Raw genomic sequence first — 21,816 nt, 5'->3', positions numbered from 1 at the left:
AGGCGGGGCGCCACCTCACGCGGGATGCCGGTAGGGAGACCGTCGCCGTCACTTCACGTCGGGTTCTTCCCGCCGCCGGCGACGCGGACGCAGGTGGGGGTCTCGGTGAGGCGGACCGTCGCCGTGTCGCCGCCCGGCAGGTCGAGGGTGACCTGGTCGCCGTCGACCCGCACCTCCGGGGGCGGCGCCTCGGCCGTGCCGGTGAGCAGGACAAGGCTGACGTACACGGCGGTTCCGCCCGGGTGGGCGTCCGCGAGCACGTACGGGGTGGCCGAGTGCCGTCCGAAGGCGTTCGCGCCCGTCGCGGTCGCCACCCCGGCCGTCGTGTAGCCGTGCAGCCCGCGCACCACGCTGACCAGCCCGTCCGCCCGCCGAGCCGACGCCCAGAGCTCGCCGCCGCGCGCCGTGGGCGGCGCCTCCCCGGCGATGGCGTGGCCACCGTCCCTGACCTGGTGTCCGGCGGGCGCGGTGACCCGGTGGATCCGTACCTCGGCCGCCCCGTCCACCACCGAGGCCGTCACCACGTGGACCGGCCCGGCCGGGAGGTCGTCGCGGTAGGCGGAGGCGGCGAACCGGTCGCCCGTCGTGAGCGGCTCGATGCGCCGCCTGCGGGAGACGGCCCCGTCCGGCGCGACGACGACCACCTCCCCGTCGACGCCGACCACTGCCCTGTCGAAACCGACCGCCTGCCCTTCGGCTCCGGCAGCCTTCCCTTCGAGACCGGCTCCCGCCCCTTCGTTGCCGGCCGTCTCTCCTTCGCCGCCAGTCACCTCGGCCAGGTTGGGGCCGGTGTGACTGGTATAGGCGAGCTTGAGATAGTGCGGATCCGGCACCCCTGACGGGTCCTGAATCCGGTCCCGGTCACTGCCGTGGTTGACCAGCCGGACCACGCCGTCCTCGCAGGTGGCGTGCAGCAGCCACCCCGGCGGGCGCATCGTCACCGCCTGGTCCGCCAGGTCGATCGGCGCCGGGACCTCGGCGTCCGTCCATACCGGGTGTTCGGGGGGCAGCAGCAGGCCGAGGAACGCCTTGCTGGCCCAGTAGGGCGAGCCCGGCCCCGAGTAGCTCTGCGTGACCGGCAGGAACGTGTCGTACCAGCCGAGCGTCAGCAGCCCCTGCTCATCCGGCACCCCCCGCTCGACGAAGTGACGCAGCACCCCACCGGCGATCCGCCGGGTCCGGCCGGGCGGGAGCGGCGAGGAGCCGGTCAGCGCGCCCAGCCAGAGCGGCGCGACCGTGGCGAACCGGTAGGTCAGCGACCGCCCCTGGTGCACGGGCCCGCCGTCGGCGGCGAACAGGTGCTGGTACTGGCCCAGGAAGGCCCGGAGCCGCTCGCTATAACGTTCCAGGCGGGCCGCGTCCCCGGCCATCCTGGCCCACAGCAGCGGGTAGAGGTGCAGAGCCCAGCCGGCGTAGTAGTCGAAGTTCTTGCCCGCGCCGTCGGAGTACCAGCCGTCCCCGACGTACCAGTCCTCGATCCGCTCCAGGCCGCCGGTGATCTCGTCAGGCTTGTACGGCCCGCCCACCTCGGCCAGGAACTGCTCGACGACCACCCGGAACAGCACCCAGTTGTTGTCCGGTGTCCGCCTGCCGACGAAGCCCGCCAGCCAGGCCACCACCCGCTCCTGCTCGGCTGGGGACAGCCGGTCGTACAGCCAGGGCCGGGTCTCGTGCAGGGCCAGCGCGATCGAGGCCGCTTCGACCAGCGGCTGGGACATGTCGGTCAGCGGCGGCCAGGCGTACGGGTGCGCCGGGTCGGTCCCCGCCACGAGTCCCCGGGCGTACCGCTCGAGGAGAGCGGGCGGCACCGCGCCGCCCGCCCCGGCGATCCGGAACGCGGCCAGCAGGAACGTGCGGGCGTACCCCTCCAGGCCGTCACTCACCGGCCCCGACCGGCTCTCCCTGCCCGGCATGCGGTACTGCGCGAAGTCGTCGGTGGCGTACGGCACCACGGATTCCAGCAGGTGATCCGCCACGGCCTCCCAGTGCGCCCGGGTCCAGCCGGTGTAGGCGGACAATGCGGTATCGGCAGGTGGGAGGCGCAGCGATGACATAAGCGGATAATACGGCTCGCGATCAACGAGCCCGGGGAGGGGTGCTGTCGCGCAGGATCACCCGCGTCCCGATCAGCTGGGGGCCGAGTGGACGTGCGGGTGGGCGACGTCGTGGGTGTGCAGGTGGCCGCACATGCCCCAGCGGGCTTCGGGTGGGGATTCGAGCAGCGTGGCCTCGCCCAGGTGCGTCCCGTCGCCGCGTTCCAGCGCGTCGAGCACCTCGGCGGTGTGGCGGGTCTGCCGGGCGACGGTGTCCTCCCAGGTACGCCGCCAGCCCGCGACCCTGGGACGTACCAGCGCGACCGCGCTGTCATAGAACTCCCGCAACGGTCCCGGATCCCCGTCGGCCAAGCTCTCGGACAGCCGCAGGAACCCCGCCACCGCCAGATCACGGCGATGCCGCACAGCCTCCTCCGCGCCCGCACCGGAAGGCAGCGTGGCCGCCTCCCGGTATCGGGCCGCGTCCGCCACGATCTCCGGTGGGAACGTCATCACCGCGTCACCCGCCTCGGGCAGCCCGGCGTTCTGCATCACCACGACCACCTCCAGACCGCCCCGGTTGATCGCCCGGTGGATCGTGCCCGGCGTGAACCACACCGTCGAACCGCCGCTCAGCTCCGTCTCCCGGAAACCGCGCGGGTCGAGGGTCTGCAACGCGCCACTGCCGCCTATGACGACGTACGCCTCGGTGGAGGCGGTGTGCATATGCGGCGTACCGCCCTCCAGACCATCGGAACACGCGCCCGAGTAGACCGACAACCGGGTGACCGAGGTCCCGCCGGGGAACGTCATGCTCGCACCCCCAACACGGCACGCCCCTGGTCGGCCAGGTGCCGGGTGCCTTCCTCGCCGTGGTCTCCGACGGCCACCACGACCCCGTACCGGAAGCCGACCGTCTCCCTGTCCGCCACCCGCGCCTCCTCGCTGAAGATTCCATGGTCCCCTCGCGCCAGGCGACCGGCCGATAAACCCGACCATAACGGGAAACGGTCACACCCGGGTGGTCGCAGACTCAGGACCGGAGCGGCGGCGTGGTCGGTGCCACGGGAGCGTTCGGCGCGCCCGGCAGTCGCGCGCCGGAGGGCAACAGCGGCTCGCACGCCTTGACCGCCGCCCCGTACTTGCTGGAGAGGACATCGACGCGTTCGCCCTTGATGTCGAGGTTGATCAGCCCGTCCGAGGACACCGCGACCTCGGGAAAGTCGGGCAACCCCTTCGCACGCATGCACTCGGTGAACGCCTTGCCGTCCCCGTCGGAGGTGTGGCCCGGAGCGGACAGCACACCTCCACCCACGGCCGCGGCAACGGCCGCGGCGGCGAGGATCACGTTCCTGATCGTTGAGCCGAACATGATGGCTCCTCCGTTCTGTCGGTGAAGCCAGCAAAGCCGGAGCGCGGTTACAGGCGTGGAACGGCGGCGGTTACCCCGCTGTAACCGCCGGCGCGGCATCCTGGGGAGATCATGAGGGTGTTGATGGTCGAAGATCACGAGGAGCTGGCCCAGACGGTGGCCGCCGGGCTGCGCCGCGAGGGTATGGCCGTCGACGTGGTGCTGGACGGCGACGCCGCGCTCGAACGGACCTCGGCCAACCACTACGACGTGGTCATCCTCGACCGCGACCTGCCTGGACTGCACGGCGACGACGTGTGCAGGTCGCTCGTGGGGGCGGGCTACCCGGCGCGGGTGCTGATGCTCACCGCCGCCGGGACGATCGATGACAAAGTGACCGGGCTGGGCGTCGGCGCCGACGATTACCTGCCCAAGCCGTTCGCCTTCGCCGAGTTGGTCGCCCGGATCCGGGCGCTGGCCAGACGGTCGAGCCCGGCCCTGCCGCCGGTGCTCGTCCACGGCGACCTGCGTCTCGACCCGGCCACCCGAATCGCCACCCGCGACGGGCACCGGCTGCCATTGAGTCCCAAGGAGTTCGCCGTACTGGAGCTGCTACTGGCCGCCAGGGGTGCCGTGGTCTCCGCCGAACAGCTCCTGGAGCAGGGCTGGGACGAGTTCGCCGACCCGTTCACGCAGACGGTGAAGGTGACGATCAGCCGGTTGCGCCGCAAGCTGGGCGATCCGCCGCTGATCGAGACGGTCCCGCAGGCCGGGTACCGATTGTGAGGCGGGCGTTTGTGAGACGGCCGGTTGTGGGGCGACCCTTTGTGGGGCGACCGGTTATGAGGTGGTGTTTATGAAGCGGACCGCCCGGCTGCGTCTGACCCTCCTGTACAGCGGTCTGTTCCTGCTGGCCGCGGTGGCGCTGGTCGCCCTCATCTACTTCCTGGTGGTGTACTCGCCCTTCCCGGGGCCGCCCGCCGCTCCCCCTGCGCCCGGGGGGATCGACCTGCCCGTACTGGAGCCTCAGGTGAAGGGGCAGCAGGCCGAGAGCCTGCGTCGGCTGCTGGTCAACTCACTGATCGCGCTGGCGGTGATGGCGTTCGCGTCGGTACTTCTGGGCAGACTCACCGCCGGTCGCGTACTGCGGCCACTGCACGACATGACGGCCACCGTCCGGCACATCACGGCCGAACAGCTCGACCGGCGGCTGGCGGCCTCCGGGCCGGACGACGAGCTCAAGGAGCTGGCCGACACCTTCGACGAGCTGCTGGATCGGCTGGAGGCCGCGTTCACGGCGCAGCGGCGGTTCGTGGCCAACGCCTCCCACGAGCTGCGTACCCCGCTGACGCTGCAGCAGGCCATGGTCGAGATCGCGCTCGCCGATCCGGCGGCCGACGTCGGATCATTGCGGACCGTACTGGAACGGCTGCTGGCCAACGGCAAACACCAGGAACGGCTCATCGAAGCCCTGCTCATCCTGGCCCGCAGCCAGCAAGGACTGCACCACCGGCAGCCCCTCGACCTGGCCGCGATCACCGGGCAGGCCCTCGACCAGCGTGGCGACCAGGGCGTCCGCGTCGAGTACGCACTGCACCCGGCCCCCGCGTCCGGCGACCGCGCCCTGCTCGACCGCCTGGTCACCAACCTCCTGGACAACGCCGCGCGACACAACATCCCAAACGGCCCAACCCCGGACGGCTCGCCCCCACGCGGCTGGATCAAGGTGGCGACCGCCGTGGAGTCCGGTCGGCCCACCCTGAGGATCTCCAACAGCGGCCCGGTGATCCCGCCCGACCGGGTCCAGACGCTCCTGCAGCCCTTCCAGCGTCTGGAGACCGGCCGGAGAGCCACGGGCGACGGCCTTGGGCTGGGCCTGTCGATCGTCGCCGCCATCGTCGAGGCCCACCACGGCACGCTGGAAGTCCATGCTCTCCCGGCCGGCGGGCTGGAGGTGACCGTCACCCTGGCGGGCTCGGCTTCCTAGAGCCGCAGGTCATGTTCCTGGGGCTCCTCAACCCCCGGTCATGTTCCTAGAGGTTCCTCAACCGCAGGTCACGCCGAGGCGGCCAGCCAGCGGCGTACGTCCGCCATGGCCGTACCGTCACTGTCGGCGTCGATGCCCGCCGCGAGGTCCGCGATCGTGATGCCCGCCAGCGCGCCGGACCAGGCCTCCTGCGCCGAGGCCATCGCGCGGGCGATCGCGCACGGCCGGTCACACCGTTCGGCCGGTACGGCCAGCGGCCCCTGCTGCCGGATCTCCGTGCACCGGTAGGCGGGCGCGTCGCCGTCGATGGCCTGGACCACCTCCAGCACGGTGATCGCGGCGGCCGGCCGGGTGAGGAGGTAGCCGCCGACCTGCCCGGCCGTAGACCGTACGATGCCCGCTCGGGAGAGCGCCTGGAGGTGCTTGGCCAGATACGCCGGCGGGGTGCCGTGCAGCTCCGCGAGCCGCGCCGCCGGCACCGGATCCTGGCCCTGGCTGAGCGTGACGCAGCTGTGCAGCGCCCACTCCACTCCGTTGGACATCTTCATGTCAGACAGCCTACCCATTCCGGACAATGAATGTCCGTGATAGAACTCGGATGGCAAATATCCGAGATCAACTGGGAGCCCCCATGACGCGTACCGCCCTCGGCGCGGCCGCCGTCGCGCTGTTCGTCGCCGCGGCGAACCTGCGACCCGCGATCGCCGCCGTGTCCCCTCTGGTGGACCGCATCCGAACCGACCTCGACCTGTCCGCCACGGGAGTGGCGCTGCTGACGACCATCCCGACGCTGGCCATGGGGGTCTGCGCGCCCCTGGCCGCCGTGGTCGGCCGCAGATTCGGGCTGCGGCTCGGCGTGCTGTTCGGGCTGGCCGTCATCGCCGTGGCGACGGCGGCCCGCGTCTTCGGCGGCTCCGCCTGGCTGCAGCTGATCTGCGCAGCGGCCGTCGGCGCCGGGATCGCGATCGCGCAGACGCTGTTGCCGGCCGTGGTCAAGACGCGCTTCGCCGACCGCGCGGGCCTGGTCACCGGCATCTACACCGCCGGCCTCGGTCTGGGCGGCGCGGTCGCGGCCGGGGTGACCGCGCCGCTCGCCGACGCCATCGGCTCCTGGCCGGGCGCGCTGGCCTCCTGGTTGGTGCTCGCGGTGGGGGGCATGGCGATCTGGTCGGCCTCCCGCACCTCCCTGGCCCTCGACAGCACCCCAGCCCTCATGGGTACGAACCGGACCGGCGCAGGCCAGACCGGCACGAGCCAGACCGGCACGAGCCAGACCGGCACGAGCCAGACGGCGGCTCCAGCGGGGCCTGTCACCAAAGGGCTGCCCTGGCGGAGCGGCTTGGCCTGGCGCATCACCGTGCTGTCCGCCGTCAACTCCGCCCTGTACTACTGCGAACTCGCCTGGATCGTCCCCCTGCTCCACGAGGACGGGCACCGTGACGCCACCGGCGCGGGCGTGCTGCTGACCGCGATGATCTCCATCCAGGTAGTCGCCATGCTGGCCGTACCGGCGCTGCTGGGTGAAGGGCGGGACAGGCGCGCCGGGCTGGTCCTGACGACGACGTTGACAGCGATCGGGTTCGCGGGGCTGGCGGCGGCTCCGGCGACGGCCACCTGGGTGTGGATCGCCGCCCTGGGCGTGGGTCACGGCGGGCTGTTCACGCTCGTCCTGACGCTGCCCGTGGTGGTGAGCCGCGACGCCGCCGAGGCCGGGCGGATCAGCGCGATGGCGTTCTTCGTCGGCTACGCCTGCGCCGCGCTGGCGCCCGTGCTGGTGGGAGCGCTACGTGACGCGACAGGAGACTTCCACCTGGCGTTCGGCCTGCTCAGCGGGCTGACCGCCGCGATGCTGCTCCCCATCGCCCGGCTACGTGAGGGCGGGCGCACGGAAGTGACCGGCCCAACAGCGAGCGCCCGGGATTTGTGAGGCGTCACAGATTTGACAGCGCGGATTTACCGCCCGGTCCAATTCACAGAATGACCTTCGCGGCTCATCGTTTGTCTGCACCTCGAACTCCTCACCCCCCACCAACCCCTCGCCGAAGGAGTCTCCATGGTCCGACGGATGTTGACCGTGCTCGCAGCGGCCGCCCTGGTGTTAGGTCTCGCCCCCGCCGCCCAGGCCGCGCAGAGCGACGTGTACGTGGCCCTCGGCGACTCGGCTGCCTCGGGACCGCTCGTGCCCAACCAGGTCATCCCCGACCTCGGCTGCTGGCGCTCCGACCACAACTACGCCCACCTGACGGCGCAGGCCATCGGCGCCCGTACGTTCCGCGACGTCACGTGCTCCGGCGCCGACACCGGCGACATGTACCAGCGGCAGAGCACGGATCTCGGCTCGGTCGCGCCGCAGCTGGACGCGCTCAGCCAGGACACCACCCTCGTCACCGTGCAGATCGGGGCGAACGACGTCGGCCTGACGGGCTTCATCGAGGACTGCCTGAACCTGCTGCCGCCGCCCGTCGGAGACGCCTGCAACGACGACTACATCGTGGACGGCCAGGACAGCTGGCGGGTGAAGACGGACGCGCTGCGCTCGCGCCTGACCACGCTCATGGACGACATCCGGGCCCGCGCCCCGCAGGCCCGGATCTTCATGGTCGGCTACGCCACCTACGCCCCGCCGAACGGCTGCTACCCGCGCGTCCCGATCATCAAGGCCGACGCCAACTACATCCGCGCCACCCTCAAGTACTTCAACCAGATGCTGGCCGAGCAGGCGTCCGCCGCCGGTGTCGGCTTCATCGACCTGCAGACCCCGAGCGTCGGCCACGACCCGTGCGCGTCGCCGGGGGTGCGGTGGATCGAGCCGTACGTCCCGGCCGCGCCCGCCGCCCCCTTCCACCCGAACGCGCTCGGCATGAGCAACTTCGCCACCGTGGTCACGGCCGCCGTCTCAGGCGTCTAACCAGTCCAACCCGAGCCGGCGACGCGCGGCCAGCGCCGCGCCGATCCGCTGGAGATGCGCGGGGTCGACGGGATCCAGCCCGGTCAGGCTGACGGCCCTGCGCAGGCGGTAGTCGACCGTGTTCGGGTGTACATGCAGGAGTGAGGCCGACCGCCGCCGATCGAGTCCCGTGTCCAGGTACACCTTGAGCGTCCTGAGCAGGTCGGGATTGCCCAGCAGCGGATCGAGCAGCCCGGCCAGGGCCGCCGTCGCCTCGCTGGACCGGGTGAGCTGGTATTCGAGCAGCACGTCGGCCAGCCGGTACGCGCCGGGCGGCCGCTGGAAGAGCCGCACCACCTCCAGCACCTCTTCCGCGAGCTTGGCCGCGGCCGGCACCCCGGCGGGCGGCGCGAGCTCGGCGGCGACCCACACCGGCACCCCAGCGGCCTTGCTCATGTCGGCGCGAGTAGCGGCGGCCATCTCACCGACATGAGCAAGGCGCCCGTCAAGCGGACCGCAGGGCACCAGCACGAGCCCGCCCGTGGTGTCGAGCACCGACAGCACCGGCTCCGCGGCGTGCCGGCGCAGCGCGGTGGTGATCCGGTGCAGCTTGCGCCGCCCGGCGATGGACCCGCCCGGCTCGTCGGAGTCCTCGTCGGCGTGCCGGCCCGCCGCGACGGCCAGCACGAGGTAGCGCCGCGCGAGCCGTACCCCTGCCAGAGCCGCGCTGTCGCCCGCGAGCAGCGCGGACACCGTCGCGTGCATGGTGTGCTGCTCGTGACTGAGCATGCTCTCGCGCTCTTCCAGGTACGCCGTGCACACGGCGCCCGTCACCGCCTGCGTGTAGACGAGGATGAGCCGGTTGGCCGCCAGGACGTCCTCGAAGTCGGCCGGCGTCGCGGCGGCGAACAGGTGCTCCCACACCATCCGCGCCCCACGGGCGTAGGCGTTGAGCAGGTCGTCCAGCGGCACTCCCTCCCGGGCCCGGCGCGCGGACGAGGAGCGCAACGGCGCCAGCTCCGCCCTGGTCGGCGGGCGGCCGTCGCGGAACATCCGGGAGATCAGCCGCAGGTTGTCCTCGGTGATCCGGGTGATGTCGCCGTCGAGCTCTTCCCTGGGCAAGCGCCGGTAGATAGGGATCTCCTCGGCGAAGCTCCGCACCAGTCGCCTGGCCAGTTTGGTGGTCTGGCGATCAAGCGTCTCATGTACGGGGCGGCCGGCCAGAGTAAGGGGGCACGCCACCGTCAAACCATGCCAAAACGGACGCATTTCCGCAATGGACAGGGCCTCACGAACGCCATTGCAAGCCTCTGACCTTGACTGACTTTGCGCTGACGGCCATTAGTCACATACGTTTACAGACTCATGCAAGCGTAAGTAAAGGCGGTCACTCTATGAATTTCAGCGAGTACGTCGTCTCACGCTGGGACACCCTCTCGCTGGCCGCCGGGGAACACGCCCTCGTCGTCGGCGTCGCCATCGGCGTCTCCACGGCAGTCGGCGTCGGCATCGGGCTGCTCGCCCACGACCTTCCGAAAACCCGGGGATTCTCGCTGGCGATCTCCGCCGCGATCCTGACGGTCCCCTCCCTCGCCCTGCTCACCCTGCTCATCCCGATCACCGGACTCGGCTGGGGATCCACGCTGGTCGCGCTGACCGCGTACGCGTTCCTGCCGATCATCAGGAACACGGTGGCCGGGCTGCGCGGCGTCGACTCCGCCATGGTGGAGGCCGGACGTGGGATGGGCATGAGCCGGACCCGCGTCCTGTTGAAAGTGCGGCTGCCACTGGCCTGGCCGCTGATCCTCACCGGGGTGCGCGTGGCCACGCAGATGCTCATCGGCATCGCGGCCATCGCCGCCTACGTCGACGGCCCCGGCCTCGGCACGCAGATCTTCGAAGGCCTGTCCCGGCTGGGCTCGGTGAACGCGCTGAACGCGACGCTCGCCGGCACGCTCGGCATCGTGGTCATCGCCGTCCTGTTCGACCTGTTCTTCTTCGCCGTACGTCAACTGACCATTCCTAGGGGGCTTCGTGTTCGATCGTGACACCGGAGGCGCAAGCATCGAGCTGCGGGCGTTGACCAAGCACTACCCGGGACAGCCCGCGCCGGCGGTGGACCACGTCGACCTCGACATCCCCGCCGGCGAGCTCGTGGTCTTCGTCGGCCCGTCAGGCTGCGGCAAGACGACCACGATGAAGATGATCAACCGCCTGGTCGAGCCCACCTCGGGCGAGATCCGCATCGGCGGCGACGACGTGCTGAGCCTGCATCCCGACGAGCTCCGCAGGCACATCGGCTATGCCATCCAGCAGGTGGGGCTGTTCCCGCATCTGACCATCGGCCAGAACATCGGCCTGGTGCCGAAGCTGCTCGGCTGGACCCCCGCCAAGACCGCCGACCGGGTGGAGGAATTGCTCTCCCTGGTCAACCTGGAGCCGTCGGCCTACCACGACCGCTACCCCCGCGAGCTGTCCGGCGGGCAGCAGCAGCGCGTGGGCGTCGCCAGGGCGCTGGCCGCCGATCCCCCCGTGATGCTGATGGACGAGCCCTTCGGCGCGACCGACCCCATCACCCGCGAACATCTGCAGAACGAGTTCGTCAAGCTCCAGAAGCAGCTGCGTAAGACGATCATCTTCGTCACGCACGACTTCGAGGAGGCCATCAAGCTCGGCGACCGCATCGCCGTGCTCAAGGAGCGATCGCACATCGCCCAGTACGACACCCCCGCGAACATCCTGGCCAACCCGGCGGACGACTACGTCGCCGGCTTCATCGGCCAGGACGCCACGCTCAAGCGCCTCGCGCTGCTGCGCGTGGCGGACGTGGAGTGCCGGCAGCAGCCGGGCAGCGCGAACCTGCCGCAGATCACCGCGGACGCCAGCCTGCGCGAGGCTCTGGACGTCATGCTCGCGCACGGCACCGACCGCTGCGGCTCGCCGTCCGGCGTCCTCACCTACAACGCGCTGTGCGAGGCCGTGGGAACCGAACCCGCACCCGCCCCTCGACTGAAGTCGGTGGGCTCCGGACCGAAGCCGGCGAGCGCCGCGCCCGTGCCGGACACCGCCCGAGAGGAGGCGGTCGGCAGGTGACCACCGCGACACTCGGCGCGGACCGGACCCGCCCACTCGGGCGCCTGACAGGTCTGCGGTATGTCATCACCCCCATCGCCCTCTGCGGCGTACTGATCGCCCTGTACGCCTGGCTCGGCGCGCAGAATTTGGACTCGATCGAGAGCCGCAGCCTCACCCGTGAGGTCCTCCTGGCCAAGGCCGTGGAGCACATCCAGATGACGCTCGTGGCGACCGCGCTCGTGGTGGTCATCGCGATCCCTCTGGGCATCGTCGCCTCGCGGGCCCGCAACCGGCTGATCACCCCCATCATCCTCACCCTGGCCAACCTGGGCCAGGCGATCCCGGCCATCGGGCTGCTCGTGCTGTGCACGTTCCTGCTGGGGGTCGGCTTCCAGACCGCCCTGGTCGGCCTGGTCGCCTACGCGGTGCTGCCCGTACTGCGCAACACGATGGTCGGCGTGCAGCAGGTCGACCCCGCGCTCATCGAGGCCGCGCGCGGCATGGGAATGACCAAGGGACAGGTGCTCCGCCGCGTGGAGCTCAAGCTGGCCGTGCCGGCCATCCTCGCCGGGCTGCGGACCGCGCTCGTGCTGACCGTCGGCGTCGCCACGCTCGGCGCGTTCGTCGCCGCGGGCGGCTTCGGCGAGCTGATCATCAACGGGCTCAAGCTGAACCGCATGCCCGTGACCATCGCGGGCGCCGTGCTGACGGCGAGCATCGCCTTCTTCATCGACTGGCTCGGCGGGCTCGCCGAGAACCTGCTCAAGCCGCGCGGCATCTGACTCCCCCTCTCATACCGCAAGTACCGTAAGCCCAGCTTCAAGAGGTGTTTTTCGTATGCGTGTCCGCAAGACGTTCACCCTGCTCACCGCCGCCGCCCTGACTCTGACCGCCACGAGCGCCTGTGGCTCGGGCGGGGAGGTCGAGGCCGCCAGCGCGGGCAATGAGCTGTCCGGCGCCAAGTTCGTCGTCGGGTCCAAGGACTTCACCGAGAACATCGTGCTCGGCCAGATCGCCGTGCAGCTGCTCAAGGCGCACGGGGCCGAGGTCGTGGACAAGACCAACCTCGGCGGCACCGTGCCGAACCGGCAGGCGCTGACGTCCAAGGCGATCGACATGTACTGGGACTACTCGGGCACCGGCTGGATCGAGCACCTGAAGAACGCCACTCCCATCCCGGACTCGGCCAAGCAGTTCAAGGCCACCGCGGAGGAGGACCTGGCGAAGAACAAGATCCGCTGGATCGGGCCGACGCCGCTGAACAACACCTACGCGCTGGCGATCCGCTCCGAGAAGGCCCAGCAGCTGGGCGTCAAGACGGTCTCCGACGTGGCGAAACTCGCCAAGACCAACCCGAACGAGGCGTCGTTGTGCGTCGAGTCGGAGTTCTCGACCCGCGACGACGGGCTGCCGGGGCTGTCCAAGGCGTACGACCTGAACATCCCGAAGAACAAGATCAGCCAGCTGGACACCGGTGTCGTCTACACCGAGACCGACAAGGGCCAGACCTGCAACTTCGGCGAGGTGTACACCACCGACGGACGCATCTCCGCGCTCGGCCTGACCGTGCTGCAGGACGACAAGCGCTTCTTCCCGATCTACAACGCCGCGGTCAACGTACGGGACGAGACCTACCAGAAGTACCCGGCGCTGGAGAAGGTGCTCAAGCCGGTGATCGCCAAGCTGGACGACACGACCATGCGCAAGCTCAACGCCCAGGTCGACGTCGACGGCGAGGAGCCGAACAAGGTCACCGCCGACTGGCTCAAGACCGCCGGCTTCCTCGGTAAGTCAGCCGCATAGCAAGTCATCGCCACCGGCCGCGCAGCCAGCCGATCGTGGCCCGGCGTGAGTGCTCGCGCCGCTCCCTCAGGTGCGGGGCGTGCGGCCGGTGGCGTGCATGATCTCCGGCCTACCCCATGGCCGCCCCGAGCACCCCTCAGCCCAGCAACTCGACCGTGCCCGCCTCGCCGTCCACCCGGACCCGGTCGCCGTCGTGCAGCCGCATCGTCGCGTTCCCCGTGCCGACCACCGCCGGTATGCCCAGCTCGCGGGCCACGATCGAGGCGTGCGACAGCGGCGCCCCCATGTCCGTGACCACGGCGGCGGCGCGCGGGAACATCGGGGTCCAGCCGATGTTGGTCAGCGTCGTCACCAGGATCTCGCCGGGCTTGAGCCGGTCGCCGTCCTCAGGCGAGGAGATCACCCGGGCGACGCCCTCGACGATGCCCGGCGCGCCAGGGAAGCCGGTGACCGTGTCGCTGACGGGCGCGCTCCCGCCGCGCGCGTCGTAGATGTCGCCGCGCCGGTCGGGGTCGGCGGCCCAGCGCACCGGGTCGAAGTGGCCGACGATCAGCGTCGGGTACGGCGGCAGCGCCGCGTACATCTCGTAGGTCGCCCGCCGGGCCGGAACCCGCTCCAACGCGGACGTGTCGCCGCGCAGGAGGCCGAGGATCTCCTCCAGGTAGAGGAAGAACAGGTCGTCGCCGTGCCCCGTGAGCTCCCCGGCCCGCAGCACGAAGGCGCGCAGCACCCAGAACGCCCGCATGTTCTCCGATCGGGCGGTCTCGCGGTCGCGGACGACCTTGTTCCACCTGGTGACCCGGTCGCGCATCCTGGCTTCCTTGCGGGGGTAACGCTGGGCGAAGCGTGCCCACGCCTCCTCGCGCGCCTTCTTCTGGCGGGCGAGGAGGGCCTCGGTGTCGGCGCTCACGTCACGGAGCCCGGCCAGCTGAGCGTCGATCCACGCCGGATCCTCGCCGGGACGCGGAATGAAGACCTCGAACTCGTGGGGCCCCCGATGCCCGTACAGCTGGGCGAAGGTGTCCCGGTCGATCTCTCCCCTGGCCAGCCTGCCCAGCCCGATGACCGGGCCGAGGCTGGCCAGTTCGCCGTCGATGTTGACGCCGGTGAGCATGGCTTCGGCGTCGACGTCGCCCATCATCTTGCGCAGCTTGTCGCGGGTGTAGACGAGTGTGGCCCCGCCCTGCCGGCCGGCGGCCTCCAGCATGCGGCAGCTGGTGACGACGTACGGCTCGATCTCGCGCTCCCACAGGGCGGCCAGCTCGGGGCCGGTCTCCATGGTGGCGACGCGGGCGCGCAGCTCCTCCGCTTGCCGCCGCGCGGTGGCGAGGAAGGCGGGCATGCCTTTGAGGTTCGTACGGACGCGCTTCTGGATGTCGATCCCCAGCGGCACGACCTTCTTGAGGATCTCCCAGCGGGAGACCTTCAGCAGCGGCACGTCGAGGCCGGGCGGCAGCTTGCCGAAGATCTGCTCGACGGCGCTCAGCCGTGACCGCATGCCGAGCGAGACGGCCATCGTGTACATGACGCTCAGGTTCATGTAGAAACGGCCGCCGATGTTGCCGACCAGGTCGAATCCGGGCAGCGCCGAGGCGGCCATCGCCTCATGGATGAACAAGCGGACGAACGACCAGGTCACGGGCGTCATCACGTCGGGGATGGCCTCGCCGAGGTTGCCGCCGGTCCACAGGTTCTCGCCCTTGAGGCTGTCGTTCCACTCCTCGACCGGCTGCTTGAGGCCGGTGATCGGGCGGGCCTGGACGATGAAGAATGAGCCGTCGCGCCTGGCCCATTCGACGTCCATCGGCGTGCCGTACAGCTCCTCGATGCGCGAGCCGACCCCGGCCAGCTCGGCGGCCTGCGCCGGGTCGAGGACGGCCCGGCGCCGCAGCTCCTCAGGCACGGGCTCCTCGTGCGTGCCGGACGGCGTGCGTACGGTCATGACGGTCTTGTCGCCGATCCGCGACTCGGTGACGGCGCCGTGGCGGACCACGACGGTGTCGGGGGTGACCTGGCCGCCGACGACCGCCTCGCCCAGGCCCCAGGAGGCGTTGATGACGATCTCGTCGCGGGCGCCGTTGACCGGGTTCGCGGTGAACATGACGCCGGCCGCGTCGGCGTCCACGAGCTCCTGCACGACGACGGCCAGCGCCACGTCGTCGTGCGGCACGCCGTTCTGCTCGCGGTAGGCGATGGCGCGGGCGTTCCAGAGCGACGCCCAGCAGCGCTTGACGGCGTCGAGCAGCGCCTCGCCCCTGATGTTGAGGTAGGTGTCCTGCTGTCCGGCGAACGACATGCCGGGCAGGTCTTCGGCCGTGGCGGACGAGCGGACGGCCACCGGCACGTCGTCGCCCATCGCCTCATATGCCGTGCGGATCTCCGCGGCGACGGCGGCGGGCATGTCGTGCCCGGCGAACAGGGCGGCGATCCCGGCGGCATCGCCGGCGGCGGCCGCGTCGAGAATCCGGTCGCGGAAGTCCGCGGCGAAGGCCCGGTAGGCCTCGGTGGTGATGTGGAAACCGCCGGGAACGGGCAGTCCCGCCCTGGTCAGCCTGGCCAGGGAAGCGCCCTTTCCGCCCACTGTCGCGAGGTCCGCGGCGGCATCGTCGAGAGGGAGTAGCACCCTCACGTGACACGCTCCTTAGCGCCCAGGGAGAGCGCGAGCTTCCGCTCCGCGATCTCCTCCATGGTGTCGAGATAGCCGAGAGTGGCCAGCCTGACGGCCCGCGCGTCGTCGTCCGACAGCGTGGCGCCGGTGCCCATCGCGCGGACGCCGGTGTCGGCGACCAGCTCGACGAGCCGGTCCTCCGGCATCCGCATCTGCTCGGGCATCATGTTCTGCGTGAGCAGGAACCCGTAGATGACCGAGGCGAGGGTCGCGAGGTGCTCGGCGGGAGTCAGGTCCGAGCGGAGCACATCCCGCCCGGCCAGGTCCTGGAGGTAGGTCCCGAACGCGGCGCCCAGATCGAGCGTGCTCTGGCTGCTCTTCTTCTGCCTGCTGAGCTTGCCGAACACCTCCGAGTCGTCCAGGATCAGCGCCCTCATCAACGGCCGGCGCAAGAGCCCGCCGACCAGCTCCCGGAGCAACTCGCGCAGGTCCGCGGGCGCGCGCTCGCGGACCTCACGCACCAGAAGGACCCGCTCACGGCGGATCAGCGCCGCGAAGAGCATCTCGCGGGTCTTCCAGTGCAGGTAGATCGTGCCCTTGGCGACCTCTGCCTGCCGGGCCACGTCGTCGATGGTCGTCTTGTCGTAGCCCCAGCGCAGGCACAGCTCGGCGGCGGCGTCGAGAATCCGGTGCGCCCGCTCCAGCTGACGCTTCGGATCCTGCGGGGGCCGTCCCACTCTGGCCATCTCGTCTCACCTCAAATGTTTGACTAGATGAGACTATGCAGTCATTTAATTAACCGCAAGTTCACCCCAGCTTCGCCAGGAGCTCTTCGGCGTCGGCCGCGAACGTCGAGTCGTCGGTGCCGGCGGCGAGCCGGAGCATCCGCCTGGCCACGGTGAGGTCGCCGTGGGCGTACCGGATCTCCCCCAGGCGGAAGGCGGCCTCGGCGACCAGCTCGGGCTGCTCGGTCAACCCCAAGGTGAGCTCGTAGTAGCGCACGGCCCCGTCGCGGTCGTTCAGCCAGTAACAGAGCTCCCCCAGATGCGCGGCCGCCATGCCCGACTCGGTGTCTCCCGAGTCGATGACCCGCTGGTACCAGCCGAGCGCCTCCGGGAAGTCCCGCTCCCGCTTGGCCAGCGCCCCCAGGTACATCGCCCCGAGCGCGCTGACGTGCCCCGTGCCCGAGTTCACCGCCTGGATGTACCACTTGCGGGCCTCGTCCTCGTCCTCGTCGTGGTAGCTGTGGCCGAGCGCGACCATCGCCCTGGCCGCCAGCTCCTCGTCGCCCGCGCCCAGCACCCGCTCGTACACCTGCCTGCCCTCGGCCACCTCTCCGGTCCCGACCAGGGCCTGGGCCAGCACGCTCAGGGCGGTGGGCTCACCGCCCTCGGCCGCCTCCCGCAGCGTGCGCAACGACGCCTCGGTGTCGCCCTGGCGACCCTGGAGCATGCCGAGCAGGCTGCCGAACACCGACCGCACCGGGCTGTCGGCGTCCCCCGCCTGCTGTTCGGCCAGGCTGTAGAAGGCGGCGGAGTCGCCCTCGGCGTCGAGGAGTGCCAGCAGCCTGCCGCCCGCGACGAACCGCACATCGGGATCCTCGTGTTCGTTCAGCCGCTCGTAGACGGCCCGCGCCCGCTCCGTCTCACCGAGCTCGGCGAGCCGCTCGGCCACCCCCAGCTCGGTGAAGGCGTCGGAGCCGACCAGCTCGTAGTAGAGGTGGACGGCCTCGGGGTCGTCGCAGAGCTCCGCGAGCTCCCTGGCCTTGGCGCCGGCGTGCGGCCCCAAATGCGCCAGCACCTGTACGGCCAGCGCGTGCTCGCCCCGCTCGTACGCCTGGTAGGCCAGGGTGTTCAGGTTGTCCAGGGCGGTCTGGGCCAGCGCGGACCCAGTCCCCGCCGCGGCGCCGAACGCCTCGGCCGCCCCGAGCAGGTCACCGTCCTCGTGCAGCCAGCAGCCGAGCTGGATGCCGCCCCTGGCCGCGGCGTCGGCCTCACCCGACTCGACGGCCAGCCGCGCCTGCCCGACGGCCGCCGCCTTGTCGCCCAGCGCGTGCAGGGCCTCCGCGAGATCGGCGCGCATGCCGGGGATCTGCTGACCGGTGTCGATCCCCTTGCGGTACAGGTCGACCGCGCCCGCCAGGTCACCCGTCGCCTTGCGCGCGTCGCCCCACACCCAGTAGCCCATGGCCACCGTCTCGGGATCGCCGGTGCCGACGGCCAGCTCGGCCTCGGCGGCGATGGCCGCGTACTCCTGCCGCTGGAGCAGGTTGACGAGCAGGTGGCACCGGCAGGCGAGATCGCCGGCCGCGGCGCCACGTTCGAGCACGTCACCAGCGCCCGTCAGGTCGCCGCGCTCCTCCAGCAGGGCGGCCAGCTCGACGGCGGTGGCCGGCAGCGCGGCCCGCAGCGCCTCGGCGGCTCCGTCCAGGTCGCCGCGCCGGCGTCGGACGACGGAGACGTTGCGCCACGCCATGAGGGCGATCTCGTCGTCGCCGCTCTCGGTCGCGGGCAGGAAGCACAGCTCGGCCTGGCTGTGCTGACCGTCCCCGGCCAGCTCGGCGCCGAGCCCGAGACCGGCGCGCGCGGCCCACTGGGGGTCGCCCACCTCGATGACCAGTTGGTAGAGCGCCCTGGCGAAGTCCTCGTCGCGGCTCGCCCTGGCCATCTCCAGCGTCTCGGCGAACGCGTCGTCGGTGGGGAACCCGCTCGCCTCGGCTCGGCTCGCGGGGAACTCGCTCGCCTCGGTGAGCGCTCCTTCCGCAAGGACCCCGGCTGTCGCGGTCGCGTGGGATTCCGTCAGCAGACGGCGTACCTCGGCTATGTCGCCGGCGTCCAGCGCGAGCAGGAGCCCCGCCATCGGCGCCGACCCGGTCAGCTCGGTCAGCGCCGCCAGCGCGCCCTGCCGGTCGCCCTCGGCGGCCAGTACCCACGGCCGTTCCTCCGGCGACGCCGTACCGAGCCGGACCCGGGCCGTGGCCGCGGCCCGCGGGTCCGCGTCCTGGGCCGCCGCGCGTTCGTAGGCCGAGCGGGCGCCCTCCGGGTCACCCGCCTCCTCCAGGTGGCGCCCGGCCTCCAGCAGCGTGGCCCCCGCCGCCTCAGGATCGATCGCCACGGCCCGCTCGAACGCCGCCCGCGCGCCCTCGAGGTCGCCGGTCCGCGCGAGGAGCCCGCCCAGCAGGCACTCGGCCTCCGCCGCCTCCTCGTCCGGCCCGGTCCGCACCGCGGTGGCCGCCGCCACGAGGGCTCCGTCCAGGTCGCCGCCGTCACGCAGCAGCCGGGCCAGCCGCGGGGCCGCCGCCACCTCGCCGAACGCCTCCCGCAGCACCTCACGGGCCTCGCCGGGCAGGCCGGTCGCGACCAGGATCTCCCCCAGCCGCAGCGCGGCCTCAGCCACATGCGCCCCGTCGTCCCCGGCGAGTATCTCTCGGTACGTCCGCGCCGCCGCGTCGAGGTCGCCGAGCGCGTGCCAGGCCCGGCCGAGGTCGCGCCGCGCGACGGCGGCGAGGCGCTCGTCAGGACCGGCCACCGCCTGCTGCCAGGCGGCGATCGCACCGTGCGCGTCACCGGCGTCGTGGCGCAGGGCGGCGAGGTAGCAGGCCGCCTCCTGCCGGAAGTCCGGGTGACCGACGCCGACCAGCAGGGACAGCGACCCGTCGGCAGCGGCCGTCTCGCCCTGCCGCCGCCACGCGTGCGCGGCCTGCAGAGCGAGCATGGACGCCATCCACGACCTGCCGTCATCAGCGATCGCCTCGAACGCCGCAGCCGCCGCACGGAAGTCACGGTCGAGCAGGAGCCGGGCGTAGCTTCCCGTCTCCCCCTCTTCCGGGTGAGACTCCGGAACGCGGCCGAACGCGGCCCGCGCGCCGTCGAGGTCGTCGATCCGTACCCGGGTGAGCCCGAGCAGCCACGCGTGACGCGGCGCCTGGACCGGATCGCCCTCGGCGACGAGCCGCTCATGCAGGCGGCACGCGGCCAGCAGGTCACCCTGGCGCTCGAACAGCCCGAGCAGCGCGCCCACCGCCTCGAGCCGGAGCCCCCGATGGCCGGTCTCCATCGCGGCGGTCAGCGCCGCCCGCGCCTCCGCCAGGTCATGCTCGCGCGTACCCGCGTCCACATCCCCGTCGGAGTCCTGACCGAAACCCTCAGCGCCGCCCTCGCCGGACTCGTTCACGCGCTCACCGAGCAGCTCACCCAGCCCGTACGCCACCCACGCCGCCAGCACCGGATGCCCGTCGGCCCGCGCCCGGCGCAGCAGCGCGACCGCCTCCTCGCTCTGGCCCTGGTTCACCAGGACGTCCTTGAAGATGGTGGCCGTATAGGAGAGCGCGAGCGGGTCACCCGAGTCGGCCGCCGCGTGGAACAGCCGGGCCGCGTCCGACAGGTCGTACCCGATGGAGGCCAGCACCTGCGCGAACACCGCGGTGCCGATGGCGGCCGTCGCGGGGTGTTCCATGGCCTCGCGGTAGCGGACCAGCCCCTCCTCCCTGCCCAGGCGCTGGTGGTCGATGACCGCCCGCAGCACCGGGTGCGGTTCGTCGCCCGATTCGCGCAGCAGATGCAGGAAGAACTCGGCGCTGAAGCCCTGCAGCAGGTCGTCGCCCTCGGCGACGTACGACAGCAGCTCGTCGGCCTGCTCCCGATCACCTTCGCCCAGTTCCAGCTCGGCCAGCGTCATCATGGCCCGGACCGACTGCGTGGCGGCGCCGGAGTCGATGGCGCCGCGCAGCAGCCGTCGCGCCCCGGCCAGGTCGCCCGCCTGCAGGTGGCGCAGCGCCTCGTCGACGTCCAGGAGCGCCTGTTCCTCCACCGGGTCGGCGAGCGGCTGCTGCCGTGCCGCGTGGTCGAGCAGCAGCGCGGCCTTGAACGCCGCGTCGGGGTCGTCGTGCTCGGCCGCCTCGGCCACGAGCGCCATGACGCTCTCCCGCTCGTCCGGGTGCCGGTCGAGCAGCAGGCCGAGCAGCGTGATGGAGATCGAGGACCAGTCCGACTCCCCCGCCTCCAGTACGGCCCGCAGCGCCGCGAGCGCTTCGGTCACCTCTCCGGCCTCGGTGTGCATCTGCGCCAGGCACGCCTGGGCCTCGACGGCGTACTCCCGCTGGCCGCTGGCGACCACCCGGTGGAAGATCGCCTTCGTCGCCGCCACGTCGCCGAGCTGCGCGGTCACCTTGGCCTGCTCGATGAGCGCGGGCAGCCGCTCCTCGGGCCTGGGGTCCTCGGCGGCCTCGGCGTAGGAGGCGGCGGCCTCGGCGTACTCGCCGAGATCGACCAGGACCGCGCCGAGCAGCCGGTGGGCGGTGGCCAGGTGGTCGGGGTGTCCCACGGCGATCGCGTGCTCGCACACCTCGCGGGCGGCCGCGAGATCCCCCTCGTCGGCGTGGATCCGGTAGAGCCGGAACGCCGACAGCGACACCACATCGGGATCGCCGCAGGTCAGCAGCTCACGGTAGTCGTCCTCGCTGTCCGCCAGCTCGAACAGGTCACGCGCCGTACCCGGATCTTGGGGGGCGAAGTCGGGCAGCTCCAGCTGGGCGGCCATCGCGGCCACGGCGGGACTGTCGCACCGGCGCGCCCGCTCCAGCGCCTCCTTCGCGCCCTCGACATCGCCCAGCTCGGTCAGGACGAGCACCAGCGCCGTCTCGGCGAGCGCGGCCACCTCGAAGTCGGCGCCGTCGCAGGCGATCATCAGCACCCGGTGCGCGGCGGGCCATTCGCGGGCGGCGACCAGCATCATGCCCATGGCGATGGCCGAGCGCTGCCCGAAGACCGGGTCGCCGGAAAGGATCACCGACCGGTGGGCGGCCTCCGCGCCGTCGAGATCGCCCTGCTCCTCCAGCAGACAGGCCAGCAGGTGTGACGCCTCGGGATCGCCGGTGGCGGCGATCTCCCTGAACAGCACGGCCGCCGCGTCGGGATCCCCCGCTTCCCAGCACTTCATCGCCGCGGCCAGCTGCTCTGACTCCATATTGCACTCCCCAGTCATTTAATACTGTGAAAAAGCTACACATGTGTCGCTCTGGTCACAGCACGTTCCCCGATCTCGGGACCTTCCGACCATCCCGGTTCGGAGCGC

At 71.5% G+C, this 21,816-nt stretch carries 17 protein-coding genes; 8 read left to right on the top strand and 9 right to left on the bottom strand.

Features of this window, described 5'->3' with window-relative positions; translation table 11 throughout:
* Positions 1–53: 53 nt before the first annotated feature.
* From AB0C30_RS23930 to AB0C30_RS23915, 4 genes are all read right to left on the bottom strand, one after another.
* On the bottom strand, positions 54–2,054 hold the full coding sequence (locus AB0C30_RS23930) for a DUF2264 domain-containing protein (RefSeq protein ID WP_357947772.1): 2,001 nt from the start codon (positions 2,052–2,054) through the stop codon (positions 54–56).
* A 72-nt stretch (positions 2,055–2,126) separates the two neighbouring features.
* Complete coding sequence (locus AB0C30_RS23925) at positions 2,127–2,846, bottom strand: cupin domain-containing protein (protein ID WP_357947769.1); 720 nt, start codon at positions 2,844–2,846, stop codon at positions 2,127–2,129.
* On the bottom strand, positions 2,843–2,965 hold the full coding sequence (locus AB0C30_RS23920; protein ID WP_357947766.1) for a hypothetical protein: 123 nt from the start codon (positions 2,963–2,965) through the stop codon (positions 2,843–2,845). Before AB0C30_RS23920 ends, AB0C30_RS23925 begins: the two co-directional genes overlap by 4 nt.
* A 101-nt stretch (positions 2,966–3,066) precedes the next feature.
* Complete coding sequence (locus AB0C30_RS23915; protein WP_357947764.1) at positions 3,067–3,405, bottom strand: hypothetical protein; 339 nt, start codon at positions 3,403–3,405, stop codon at positions 3,067–3,069.
* 111 nt (positions 3,406–3,516) lie between these two features.
* On the opposite strand from AB0C30_RS23915, the gene AB0C30_RS23910 reads away from it, so the two are divergent.
* Together AB0C30_RS23910 and AB0C30_RS23905 are read left to right on the top strand one after the other, a co-directional pair.
* Positions 3,517–4,170, top strand: a complete 654-nt coding sequence (locus tag AB0C30_RS23910) for a response regulator transcription factor (protein ID WP_357947761.1) — start codon at positions 3,517–3,519, stop codon at positions 4,168–4,170.
* 70 nt (positions 4,171–4,240) lie between these two features.
* A complete protein-coding gene (locus AB0C30_RS23905) occupies positions 4,241–5,371 on the top strand; it encodes an ATP-binding protein (protein ID WP_357947758.1) in 1,131 nt (376 codons plus the stop codon).
* Between the two features lie 68 nt (positions 5,372–5,439).
* Here the strand turns inward: AB0C30_RS23905 and AB0C30_RS23900 are convergent, their stop codons facing one another.
* Complete coding sequence (locus AB0C30_RS23900) at positions 5,440–5,919, bottom strand: Rrf2 family transcriptional regulator (RefSeq protein ID WP_357947755.1); 480 nt, start codon at positions 5,917–5,919, stop codon at positions 5,440–5,442.
* 83 nt (positions 5,920–6,002) lie between these two features.
* Here AB0C30_RS23900 and AB0C30_RS23895 point away from each other — a divergent pair, with 83 nt between their 5' ends.
* Complete coding sequence (locus AB0C30_RS23895) at positions 6,003–7,298, top strand: MFS transporter (RefSeq protein WP_357947752.1); 1,296 nt, start codon at positions 6,003–6,005, stop codon at positions 7,296–7,298.
* A 126-nt stretch (positions 7,299–7,424) separates the two neighbouring features.
* On the top strand, positions 7,425–8,279 hold the full coding sequence (locus tag AB0C30_RS23890; protein WP_357947749.1) for an SGNH/GDSL hydrolase family protein: 855 nt from the start codon (positions 7,425–7,427) through the stop codon (positions 8,277–8,279).
* On the opposite strand, the gene AB0C30_RS23885 is transcribed toward AB0C30_RS23890, so the two are convergent.
* A complete protein-coding gene (locus tag AB0C30_RS23885; protein ID WP_357947746.1) occupies positions 8,268–9,500 on the bottom strand; it encodes a helix-turn-helix domain-containing protein in 1,233 nt (410 codons plus the stop codon). The genes AB0C30_RS23890 and AB0C30_RS23885 overlap by 12 nt on opposite strands.
* A 152-nt stretch (positions 9,501–9,652) precedes the next feature.
* On the opposite strand from AB0C30_RS23885, the gene AB0C30_RS23880 reads away from it, so the two are divergent.
* The 4 genes from AB0C30_RS23880 to AB0C30_RS23865 are packed head-to-tail and all read left to right on the top strand — an operon-like array spanning position 9,653 to position 13,136.
* Positions 9,653–10,306 (top strand): ABC transporter permease, encoded by a 654-nt coding sequence (locus AB0C30_RS23880; RefSeq protein ID WP_357947744.1) that lies wholly within the window; start codon positions 9,653–9,655, stop codon positions 10,304–10,306.
* Complete coding sequence (locus AB0C30_RS23875; protein WP_357947741.1) at positions 10,293–11,351, top strand: ABC transporter ATP-binding protein; 1,059 nt, start codon at positions 10,293–10,295, stop codon at positions 11,349–11,351. Before AB0C30_RS23880 ends, AB0C30_RS23875 begins: the two co-directional genes overlap by 14 nt.
* On the top strand, positions 11,348–12,115 hold the full coding sequence (locus AB0C30_RS23870) for an ABC transporter permease (RefSeq protein ID WP_357947738.1): 768 nt from the start codon (positions 11,348–11,350) through the stop codon (positions 12,113–12,115). The genes AB0C30_RS23875 and AB0C30_RS23870 overlap by 4 nt, the downstream gene beginning before the upstream one ends.
* 55 nt (positions 12,116–12,170) lie before the next feature.
* Positions 12,171–13,136, top strand: coding sequence for a glycine betaine ABC transporter substrate-binding protein (locus tag AB0C30_RS23865; protein WP_357947735.1), 966 nt, complete (start codon positions 12,171–12,173; stop codon positions 13,134–13,136).
* 136 nt (positions 13,137–13,272) lie between these two features.
* Here the strand turns inward: AB0C30_RS23865 and AB0C30_RS23860 are convergent, their stop codons facing one another.
* From AB0C30_RS23860 to AB0C30_RS23850, 3 genes are all read right to left on the bottom strand, one after another.
* A complete protein-coding gene (locus tag AB0C30_RS23860) occupies positions 13,273–15,765 on the bottom strand; it encodes a PEP/pyruvate-binding domain-containing protein (protein WP_357947733.1) in 2,493 nt (830 codons plus the stop codon).
* Entirely contained in the window at positions 15,762–16,490 is a 729-nt protein-coding gene (locus tag AB0C30_RS23855; protein WP_357947730.1) for a helix-turn-helix domain-containing protein, read from the bottom strand. The genes AB0C30_RS23860 and AB0C30_RS23855 overlap by 4 nt, the downstream gene beginning before the upstream one ends.
* 61 nt (positions 16,491–16,551) lie before the next feature.
* On the bottom strand, positions 16,552–21,708 hold the full coding sequence (locus AB0C30_RS23850) for a tetratricopeptide repeat protein (RefSeq protein WP_357947727.1): 5,157 nt from the start codon (positions 21,706–21,708) through the stop codon (positions 16,552–16,554).
* Positions 21,709–21,816: the final 108 nt, after the last annotated feature.

The sequence above is a fragment of the Nonomuraea sp. NPDC048901 genome (assembly GCF_040649695.1).
Taxonomy (GTDB): domain Bacteria; phylum Actinomycetota; class Actinomycetes; order Streptosporangiales; family Streptosporangiaceae; genus Nonomuraea.
The sequence above is the reverse complement of the archived record's forward strand: the minus strand, read 5'-3'. Positions and strand labels throughout refer to the sequence as shown.

Bases quoted from the DNA above. Each gene is read 5' to 3' on its own strand.
- AB0C30_RS23910 (WP_357947761.1), top strand. From the start codon at position 3,517: ATGAGGGTGTTGATGGTCGAAGATCACGAGGAGCTGGCCCAGACGGTG.
- AB0C30_RS23890 (WP_357947749.1), top strand. From the start codon at position 7,425: ATGGTCCGACGGATGTTGACCGTGCTCGCAGCGGCCGCCCTGGTGTTA.
- AB0C30_RS23850 (WP_357947727.1), bottom strand. From the start codon at position 21,708: ATGGAGTCAGAGCAGCTGGCCGCGGCGATGAAGTGCTGGGAAGCGGGG.
- AB0C30_RS23855 (WP_357947730.1), bottom strand. From the start codon at position 16,490: ATGGCCAGAGTGGGACGGCCCCCGCAGGATCCGAAGCGTCAGCTGGAG.
- AB0C30_RS23900 (WP_357947755.1), bottom strand. From the start codon at position 5,919: ATGAAGATGTCCAACGGAGTGGAGTGGGCGCTGCACAGCTGCGTCACG.
- AB0C30_RS23880 (WP_357947744.1), top strand. From the start codon at position 9,653: ATGAATTTCAGCGAGTACGTCGTCTCACGCTGGGACACCCTCTCGCTG.
- AB0C30_RS23925 (WP_357947769.1), bottom strand. From the start codon at position 2,846: ATGACGTTCCCCGGCGGGACCTCGGTCACCCGGTTGTCGGTCTACTCG.
- AB0C30_RS23865 (WP_357947735.1), top strand. From the start codon at position 12,171: ATGCGTGTCCGCAAGACGTTCACCCTGCTCACCGCCGCCGCCCTGACT.
- AB0C30_RS23915 (WP_357947764.1), bottom strand. From the start codon at position 3,405: ATGTTCGGCTCAACGATCAGGAACGTGATCCTCGCCGCCGCGGCCGTT.
- AB0C30_RS23895 (WP_357947752.1), top strand. From the start codon at position 6,003: ATGACGCGTACCGCCCTCGGCGCGGCCGCCGTCGCGCTGTTCGTCGCC.
- AB0C30_RS23930 (WP_357947772.1), bottom strand. From the start codon at position 2,054: ATGTCATCGCTGCGCCTCCCACCTGCCGATACCGCATTGTCCGCCTAC.
- AB0C30_RS23905 (WP_357947758.1), top strand. From the start codon at position 4,241: ATGAAGCGGACCGCCCGGCTGCGTCTGACCCTCCTGTACAGCGGTCTG.